Below are 8585 nucleotides of genomic sequence, written 5' to 3'. Positions count from 1 at the left end.
GGCGAGTCCTCGAGCCGCACGGCGGCGGTGGCCAGCAGCACGGACTCGTCGATGTCCGACGTGGCCGCGGCCCGGATGCCCGCCTGACGCGCCTCTGCAGCCACGGCGTTCTGCTCGGCGCTGGCCTGAGCGGTGCGCGCGGCAGCGGCGCTGGACCGGGCGTGCGAGGTCTGGATCCCCGCCACCCCACCGGCAGCGAGGGCGAGCACCAGCAGCACCAGCGCGCCGACCAGGACCACGCGCAGCCGGCGGATGAGCCGTGCCTGGACCCTGGCCCGCTCGGCTGCGCTCTGCTCCTCGACCTCGGCGCTGCGCCGGGCCGTCTCCAGGAAGGCCCGTTCGGTGTCGGTCAGGGTGGTGCGGGTGTGCTCCTGCCAGTCCAGGGTGCGGGCGAGCCGGACCCCTCGGTAGAGCTCGCTGTCCGGCCGGCCCAGGGTGTCCCAGGCGTCGGCGGCCGAGGCGAGGTGGTGCAGGATCCGTTGGCCCTCGAGGTCGTCGTCGAGCCAGCCGCGCAGCCGGGGCCAGGCGCGGGCGAGAGCCTCGTGGCTGATCTCCAGGACGCCGTCGTCGCTGGTGACCAGCCGGGCCCCGATGAGCATCTCGATGACCTGGTCGTGCTCGTCGTCGGTGGCCACCAGGCGCCGGGGGACCCGGCTGCGGACGGGCTCGCCCTGCAGCCCCGGGGAGACCAGCCGCAGCACCAGGTCCTTCATCAGGTGCCGGTCCCCCACGTCGATCCGGGCGTAGAGCCGCTCCGCGGACTGCGAGATCGCGTGGTGGATCCCCCCGGACGCCCGGTAGCCGGCCACGGTCAGGGTGTTGCCCTCACGTCGCTTCCACGTCTCGAGCAGGGCGTGGGAGAGCAGGGGCAGGGCGCCCGGGTCGTCCTTGACCTCCTGCACCAGGAGGTCGACCAGCCCCGGCTCGACGACCAGGCCCGCCTGCCGGGCCGGCCCCTCGATCGCCTGCTGCAGGCCCTCCTCGGAGAGGCCGCCGACGAGGTAGAGCCCCCGCTCGACCAGCCTGCTGAACCCGGCGCTGGTGGCGACGTCGGCGAGGTGGTCCGCGCGCAGGGCCAGCAGCACGGCGCGCGAACCGGCTTCCTCGGTCAGCGCCTGAAGGAACTGCTGCTGCTCGGCCGGGTCCTCGCACAGCGAGAACAGCTCCTCGCACTGGTCGACCAGGAGCACGGTGCCGGGTCCGGCCACTCCCAGGGCGCTGAGCACGGCCAGGGGGTGGCGGCCCGGGGTGATGGTGACGATCGGCCGACCTCGTGCCCGCAGCGCGGCGGCGACCCCCGCGCGCAGGATCGACGACTTCCCCGAGCCCGAGGGACCGACCAGGGCGAGGACCGAGGTCCGTCGCAGGATCTCCAGGCAGGCGTCGACGGCGTCGTCCCGGCCGAAGAACCGGTCGGCGTCGTCGACGTCGTAGGCGAGCAGCCCCTGCCACGGACAGCTCGCCGTGGCAGGACTGTTGGTGGTGCCGGTGAGGAGGGACTCGTCCTGGCGGAGGATCGCCTGCTCCAGCGCCACCACGTCGGGGCTGGGGTCGATCCCGAGCTGCTGGAGGAGCACCGACTTGAGCTGGTGGATGACCCGCAGCGCCTCGCCCTGGTTGCCGGCCTGGTACTCGGCCAGCGCGAGCTGCGCCCAGCGTCGTTCCCGCAGGGGGGCGGCGCGCACCAGCGACTGGATCTCGGCGAGGACCTCCCGGTGCCGCCCGGACCGCAGGCACGCCTCCACGTGCAGCTCCTCGGCGTCCAGCCGCAGATCCTGCAGCCGGCGTACCTGCGAGGCAGCCGGTGGCCACTCCTCGAGGTCGGTGAACGCGTCGCCCTGCCACAGGGCCAGGGCGTCACCGAGCAGGTACGCCGCGCGGTCCGCCTCGCCCAGGGCCACCAGCTCGCGGGCCCGCGCGACCGCGCTCGCGAAGCGCTCCGCGTCGATCTGGTCGGGGGGCAGCGTCAGGACGTAGCCGTGCGGGCCGGTGGCGATCGCGTCTGCGCCGAGCAGCTTGCGCAGGCGGACGATGCAGCCCTGCAGGATCTTGGGTGCGGAGGCGGGCGGCTGGTCGCCCCACAGCGCGTCGGTGAGCTGGTCGGCAGGGAAGGGCCGCCCTGGCCGGGTCGCCAGGGCCGCCAGCACCACCCGGTCTCGCCGACCGGATACCGTCGCGCCGTCCACGGTCAGCGGACCGAGGACCGTGATCCCCATCACAGCAGGTTCCACCCGGCCGGTGTCACGGTCAACGGTCGCGATACCTCGGCGATACCCGGGCGCGACACCGGTGGTTGTGGTGTCGGCGTCCGAGCTGCAGGATCCTCCCATGGACACAGACCTCGTCGACCGGGTCATCAGCACCGCAGAGCTGGTCCTGGCAGGAGGAGCCATCGCGGGGAACGGGCACGGCAACGTCAGCCTGCGGGTGCCGGGCGCGGAGGAGATGTACTTCACCTCGGCGTCGTCGCTGAAGGGGCTGACCGCCGAGGGGATCGCCCGGGTCGGGCTCGACGGCCGGCTGCTGGAGGGCAACCTGCCCCCGATCCAGGGCGCCGTGGTCGCGATGCACACCGCGATGTACGTCGACCACGAGGACGTCGGCTGCGTGATCCACACGCACTCCCCGTTCGCGACGGCGTACGCCGTGGCGGGGCAGCCCATCGACTGCTGGATCGAGGCGCTGGCGATGTTCGGCCTGGCCGACGGCGTGCCGGTGGCCGGCTACGCGCCCCGCGGCTCGGACGAGGCGGTGGCCAGCATCCGGCGCGCGGTCCGGCCCGGCAACCCGGCGGTGCTGCTGGCCAACCACGGGGTGCTGGTCTTCCACCGGACCCCGGAGCTCGCGGTCCTGGTGGGCGGGGTGGTCGAGGAGGCCGCGCAGGCGTCGATCAACGCGCGCCTGGTCGGCGGCCCGGTGGCGATCCCGGAGGAGATGCGGGAGGCAGCCCTGCAGCGGGCCATGGCCTTCGAGGCGGCGGGCACCCGCACCGTCTGAGAGCAGCGGGGCCCGCGCCGGTCAGGTCAGCGAGCGGGCGTACTCCACCAGCGTCGCGACCGCGAAGCCGGTGCCCCCCGGAGTCACCTCGCCGACGGCGCCGCCGGAGCTGAACGCCGGCCCGGCGATGTCCAGGTGGGCCCACGGGACCTCGGCGGTGAACTCGCGCAGGAACGCCGCGGCGTACAGGCCCCCGCCCCACCGCACCCAGTCGTGCTGGAGCAGGTCGGCGATCTTGCTGCCGCGCACGCGCTCGGTCATGTCCTCGGGGATCGGCATCGGCCAGTGCGACTCCGCGGCGGCCTCGCCGGCCGCGAGCACCGCGTCGACCACCTCGGGCGTGCCCATCACCCCGCCGACCCGGTCGCCCAGCGCGATCACCATGTGGCCGGTCAGGGTGGCGACGTCGACCACGACGTCCGGCTGCACCTCGGTGGCCCGCACCAGAGCGTCCGCCAGCACCAGCCGGCCCTCGGCGTCGGTGTTCTGCACCTCCACGGTGCGTCCGCCGTACATGGTGAGCACGTCCCCGGGCCGGATGGCCGAGCCGGAGGGCATGTTCTCGGCCATCGGGGCGAACGTCGACACCTGGACCGGCAGGCCGAGGCGGGCGATGGCGAAGGTCGCCTGGAGCACGGCGGCCGCGCCGGCCATGTCGCACTTCATCGTGGTCATCCCGGTCGCCGGCTTGATGGTCAGCCCGCCGGAGTCGAAGGTGATGCCCTTGCCGACCAGGGCGAGGTGCGCGACCGCACCCTCGGGCCGGTAGCTCAGCTCGACCAGCCGGGGAGGCGAGGAGGACCCTGCGCCGACGCCCAGGATGCCGCCGCAGCCGAGCTCCGCGAGCTCGGTCTCGTCGAGCACCGTCAGCGTGAGCGGTGGCCCTCCGCGGCCCTTGGTGGCCTCGCGGTGCAGGGCGGTGACGGCGTCGGCGAACCGTTCCGGGGTGAGCTCCCCGGGCGGGGTGTTGACCCAGTCCCGGGTCCCGACGACGGCCGCGGTCACGACCTGGGCCTCCTCGAAGGCACGAACCGCGTCGGCCTGCCGGGCGACCGGGCTCAGCACGCCGACCGTGCCGGGCCCCGTCGGATCGCTGCCGGTGTCGCGCTTGAAGGCGGTGAAGGTGTAGCCGCCCAGGATCCAGCCCTCGACCGCGGCCCGCACCAGTGCGGGGCTGTCGGCGGGCAGCGCGAGGGCCACCGAGGCGGCGTTGGTGACCGCCCGGGCCGCGGCGCCGGCGGCCCGTCGCACCGAGACCGGGGTGACCTGGTCGCCCAGTCCGACCAGCAGCAGCATCCCCGCGCCGATCGCCTTGTGGGTCGGGACCCGGACCGTCTCGCCCGCCTTGCCGCGCACCCCGAGGTGGGCCAGCAGCGGACGCAGGTCGCGCCCGTAGGCCGCGGCGACGTCCTCCGCGCCCGGGGCCAGCTCGACACCCTTGCCGGTGGTGACGACGCCGACCACCACGGTGTCCACGCGGGTCTTGGCGGGGCTGGCGGAGCGCAGCGTGTACGTCGTCACCGGGGCAGGATAGCCGCCGGGCCTCACCGCGGAGCCGGACCACCTGCGGTAACTTCACACCATGGCTGACGATGCTGCGCTGCTCACCTCACCGCTGCACGACCGGCACGCCGAGCTGGGTGCCAAGTTCGCCGAGTTCGGCGGCTGGTCGATGCCCCTGGAGTACCCCTCGGGCGTGGTCAAGGAGCACACCGCCGTCCGGGAGTCCGTCGGCGTCTTCGACGTCAGCCACCTGGGCAAGGCGATCGTGTCGGGGCCGGGTGCCGCGGCGTACGTCAACGCCACGCTCAGCAACGACCTGCGCAAGATCGGGCACGGTCAGGCGCAGTACACCCTGTGCTGCGACGAGGAGACCGGCGGCATCGTGGACGACCTGATCGTCTACTACCACCACGACTCGCGCGTGCTGCTGGTGCCGAACGCCGCGAACACCGCCGAGGTGGTCCGACGGCTGGCCGCCCAGGCCCCCGAGGGGGTGAGCGTGCAGAGCCGGCACACCGAGTACGTCGTGCTTGCGGTGCAGGGGAGGAACTCCGACGAGGTGCTGGCCAAGATCGGCCTGCCGGTGGGGCACGACTACATGTCCTTCGTCGAGGCCGAGTTCGAGGACCTCGGCGGCGTGGTGGTGTGCCGCACCGGCTACACCGGCGAGCGGGGCTACGAGCTGATCGCCCGCAACGAGATGGCGGTGCGGCTGTGGGACGCGCTGATGGCGGCCGGCGAGGAGTACGGCATCCTTCCCTGCGGGCTGGGTGCCCGGGACACGCTGCGTACTGAGATGGGCTACCCGCTGCACGGCCAGGACATCTCCCTCGACACCACCCCGAACCAGGGGCGACTCGGCTGGGCGGTCGGCTGGAAGAAGGACACCTTCTGGGGCAAGGACGCGATCGTCGCGGAGAAGGAGGCGGGGCCGGTCCGCACGCTGCGTGGCCTGCTCGCGGTCGGCCGAGGCATCCCCCGGCCGGGGATGGGGGTGACCCTGGTGCCCGACGTCCCCCTCTGCGACATCACCTCCGGCACGTTCTCACCGACCCTGCGGAAGGGCATCGGGCTCGCGCTCGTGCCGACCTTCGTCGACCCCGACGCCGAGCTGGGGGTCGACGTGCGCGGACGGCGGGAGATCTTCCAGTGCGTCAGGCTGCCCTTCGTCGACACCTCGGTGCGCGAGTCCTGACCGCTCGGCGCGCGAACCTGCCGCACCTCCCGCGCCGGCGGGCGGCGTTTCGTAGGGTGACGGTATGACCCTGCCCGACCAACCCTCGCTCTACCGCCCCGCCAGCCCACCGGAGCGCCGGTGGTGGTGGCGGCTGGAGGACGCCACCGGTGCGGAGGTGGAGGTGCTGGCGGAGTACGCCGGGCAGCGGTTCCCCAGCCAGGCCGACGCCGAGTCGTGGGTCGGCGAGGTCTGGGCCGAGCTGACGGAGTTCGGCGTCGACGCGGTGACGCTCTTCGAGGACGACCGCGAGGTCTACGGACCGATGTCGCTGCACGCCTGACCCGCGTCCGGGGGGCTAGCGTGGGCCCGTGCGCCGCTTCAGCCAGGTCGACGTGTTCACCGCCGAGCCGCTCCGGGGCAACCCGGTGGCGGTGGTGCACGACGCGGAGGGGCTGACCGAGGAGCAGATGCGACGGTTCGCCCGCTGGACCAACCTGTCGGAGACCACGTTCCTGCTGCCGCCCACCACGGCCGAGGCCGACTACCGGGTGCGGATCTTCACCCCCGCCGAGGAGCTCCCGTTCGCCGGCCACCCGACCCTCGGCTCGGCCCACGCCTGGCTCGAGGCCGGGGGAGTGCCGCACACCCCGGGGCGGGTGGTGCAGGAGTGCGGGGTGGGGCTGGTCGAGCTACAACGCGGGGAACGGCTGGCCTTCGCCGCTCCGCCGCTGCTGCGCTCCGGCCCGGCCTCGGCGCAGGACCGGGCCACGGTCCGGGCCGCTCTGCGCATCCCCGACGAGGACATCGTCGACGCCGCCTGGGTCGACAACGGCCCGGGCTGGCTCGGCGTGGTCCTGCCGGACGCCGCGGCGGTGCTGGCGCTGCGGCCCGACTGGGCGGCCTTCGGCGGGATCGAGCTGGGGGTCGTCGGTGCCTACCCCGACCCGGGCCCGGGTGAGCCCGCGGTGGAGGTGCGGGCGTTCTGCCCCAGCCTGGGCATCGTCGAGGACCCGGTCACCGGCAGCCTGAACGCCGGACTGGGGCAGTGGCTGACCGGCACCGGCGCCCTGCCGCCGTCGTACATCGCCTCCCAGGGCACCGCGCTGGGTCGCGCCGGCCGGGTGCACGTGGAGCGGGACGGCGCGACGGTGTGGGTCGGCGGCGACGCGGTGACGGTGGTGCGCGGCGAGGTGCTGCTGTGACCCGGGGGCGCAGGTAGGGTCGTCCCCGTGCAGGCCTACCTCGACCTCCTCCGGCGCATCCTCGACGAGGGCGTCGAGAAGGGTGACCGCACCGGCACCGGGACCCTCAGCGTCTTCGGCCACCAGATGCGGTTCGACCTCACCGAGGGGTTCCCGCTGGTGACCACGAAGCGGGTCCACACCCGCTCGGTGTTCGGGGAGCTGCTGTGGTTCCTGCGCGGGGACACCAACGTGAAGTGGCTGCAGGACCGCGGCATCACGATCTGGGACGAGTGGGCCGACGCCGACGGGGACCTCGGTCCGGTGTACGGCTACCAGTGGCGGTCCTGGCCGACCCCCGACGGCGGGCACGTCGACCAGATCGCGCAGGTCGTCGAGCAGATCCGCCGCGACCCGGACTCCCGGCGGCACCTCGTGTCCGCGTGGAACGTCGCCGACATCCCGCAGATGGCGCTCGCGCCGTGCCACACGATGTTCCAGTTCTACGTCGCCCCGTCCAAGGACGGGCCGGGCCGGCTGTCGTGCCAGCTCTACCAGCGCAGCGCCGACGTCTTCCTCGGGGTGCCCTTCAACATCGCCTCCTACGCGCTGCTCACGCACATGGTCGCCCAGGTGACCGGGCTGCGGGTGGGGGAGTTCGTGCACACCCTGGGCGACGCCCACCTCTACCTCAACCACCTCGAGCAGGCCCGGCTCCAGCTCACCCGCGAGCCGCGGCCGCTGCCGACGCTGCACCTCGACCCGGGCGTCACCGAGCTGGACGCGTTCGAGCTGGAGGACATCCGGCTGGGGGGCTACGACCCGCACCCGGGGATCAAGGCTCCCATTGCGGTCTGACCAGCGCGTCGTGCTGGTCGCGGCGTACGCGCAGAACCGGGTGATCGGCGCCGGCGGCGCGATCCCGTGGCGGATCCCCGAGGACTTCGCCCACTTCAAGGCGACCACGCTCGGTCACACGCTGGTGATGGGCCGGGCCACCTACGACTCGATCGGGCGGCCCCTGCCGGGACGCACGACGATCGTGGTGACCCGTGACCCGCAGTGGTCCGCGGACGGGGTGCTCGTCGCGCACTCGTTCCCCGAGGCCCTCGCGCTGGCCGACGAGCTGCCCGGGGACGTGATGGTCGCCGGCGGGGCTCAGGTGTACGCGCTGGCGCTGCCCTACGCCACCCACCAGGTGCTCACCGAGGTGCACCGGTCGGTCCCGGGGGACACCTACTACCCCGAGCTCGACCCCGCCCAGTGGCGCGAGACCGCCCGCGAGGACCACCCCGGGTGGTCGTTCGTGTGGCTGGAGCGGGTGTCGTGAGCGGGTGGGGGTCGGGGCTGGAGCTGCGGATCGACCCGAGCCTGCCCGAGCCGCCGTACGACCAGGTGAAGCGGCAGATCACCGCGCAGGTCGCGGCGGGCGAGCTGCGACCCGGCGACCGGCTCCCGCCCGTACGCCGGCTCGCGGAGGACGTCGGCCTGGCGCCCAACACGGTCGCCCGCGCCTACCGCGAGCTGGAGGCGGAAGGAGTCGTGGACACGCGCGGCCGGGCCGGCACCTTCGTGACCGGCGAGGAGACCTCGCGGGCGGCCAGGCAGGCCGCCGCCGAGTACGCCGCACGCGCGCGGTCCCTCGGGCTGACCCCGGCGGAGGCGCTGACCCTCGTCAAGGCCTGGGGCACCGGCCACTGCGGGGGCCTCTCAACGGTGCACGCCGA

The 8585-nt window shown here is 73.9% G+C and carries 9 protein-coding genes; 7 read left to right on the top strand and 2 right to left on the bottom strand.

What is annotated here, in order from left to right; genetic code table 11:
- Positions 1–2216 (bottom strand): AfsR/SARP family transcriptional regulator (locus PLP61_RS12045; protein ID WP_324502961.1); only part of this gene is annotated, 2216 nt, incomplete at its 3' end.
- A 112-nt stretch (positions 2217–2328) separates the two neighbouring features.
- Here PLP61_RS12045 and PLP61_RS12040 point away from each other — a divergent pair.
- Positions 2329–2997 (top strand): class II aldolase/adducin family protein, encoded by a 669-nt coding sequence (locus PLP61_RS12040; protein ID WP_324502960.1) that lies wholly within the window; start codon positions 2329–2331, stop codon positions 2995–2997.
- A gap of 21 nt (positions 2998–3018) precedes the next feature.
- Here the strand turns inward: PLP61_RS12040 and PLP61_RS12035 are convergent, their stop codons facing one another.
- Positions 3019–4518 carry a leucyl aminopeptidase gene (locus PLP61_RS12035; protein ID WP_324502959.1) on the bottom strand — a complete coding sequence of 500 codons (1500 nt, stop codon included), beginning with the start codon at positions 4516–4518 and terminating at the stop codon, positions 3019–3021.
- A gap of 61 nt (positions 4519–4579) precedes the next feature.
- Here PLP61_RS12035 and gcvT point away from each other — a divergent pair, with 61 nt between their 5' ends.
- From gcvT to PLP61_RS12005, 6 genes are all read left to right on the top strand, one after another.
- On the top strand, positions 4580–5695 hold the full coding sequence (gene gcvT / locus PLP61_RS12030; RefSeq protein WP_324502958.1) for a glycine cleavage system aminomethyltransferase GcvT: 1116 nt from the start codon (positions 4580–4582) through the stop codon (positions 5693–5695).
- Positions 5696–5759: 64 nt separating this feature from the next.
- Positions 5760–6017, top strand: a complete 258-nt coding sequence (locus tag PLP61_RS12025; RefSeq protein WP_324502957.1) for a hypothetical protein — start codon at positions 5760–5762, stop codon at positions 6015–6017.
- 28 nt (positions 6018–6045) lie between these two features.
- On the top strand, positions 6046–6879 hold the full coding sequence (locus PLP61_RS12020; RefSeq protein WP_324502956.1) for a PhzF family phenazine biosynthesis protein: 834 nt from the start codon (positions 6046–6048) through the stop codon (positions 6877–6879).
- Between the two features lie 27 nt (positions 6880–6906).
- On the top strand, positions 6907–7716 hold the full coding sequence (locus tag PLP61_RS12015) for a thymidylate synthase (protein ID WP_324502955.1): 810 nt from the start codon (positions 6907–6909) through the stop codon (positions 7714–7716).
- Positions 7706–8188, top strand: a complete 483-nt coding sequence (locus tag PLP61_RS12010) for a dihydrofolate reductase (RefSeq protein ID WP_324502954.1) — start codon at positions 7706–7708, stop codon at positions 8186–8188. The genes PLP61_RS12015 and PLP61_RS12010 overlap by 11 nt, the downstream gene beginning before the upstream one ends.
- Positions 8185–8585: GntR family transcriptional regulator (locus tag PLP61_RS12005; protein WP_349769227.1), on the top strand; the 401-nt coding region annotated here is incomplete at its 3' end. The genes PLP61_RS12010 and PLP61_RS12005, both read left to right, overlap by 4 nt.

It is taken from the genome of Nocardioides sp., from assembly GCF_035429765.1.
In the GTDB taxonomy this organism is placed as follows: domain Bacteria; phylum Actinomycetota; class Actinomycetes; order Propionibacteriales; family Nocardioidaceae; genus Nocardioides.
Note: the sequence above shows the minus strand (reverse complement) of the source record. Positions and strands in the feature narration are given on the sequence as shown.

Bases quoted from the DNA above. Each gene is read 5' to 3' on its own strand.
- PLP61_RS12040 (WP_324502960.1), top strand. From the start codon at position 2,329: ATGGACACAGACCTCGTCGACCGGGTCATCAGCACCGCAGAGCTGGTC.
- gcvT (WP_324502958.1), top strand. From the start codon at position 4,580: ATGGCTGACGATGCTGCGCTGCTCACCTCACCGCTGCACGACCGGCAC.
- PLP61_RS12025 (WP_324502957.1), top strand. From the start codon at position 5,760: ATGACCCTGCCCGACCAACCCTCGCTCTACCGCCCCGCCAGCCCACCG.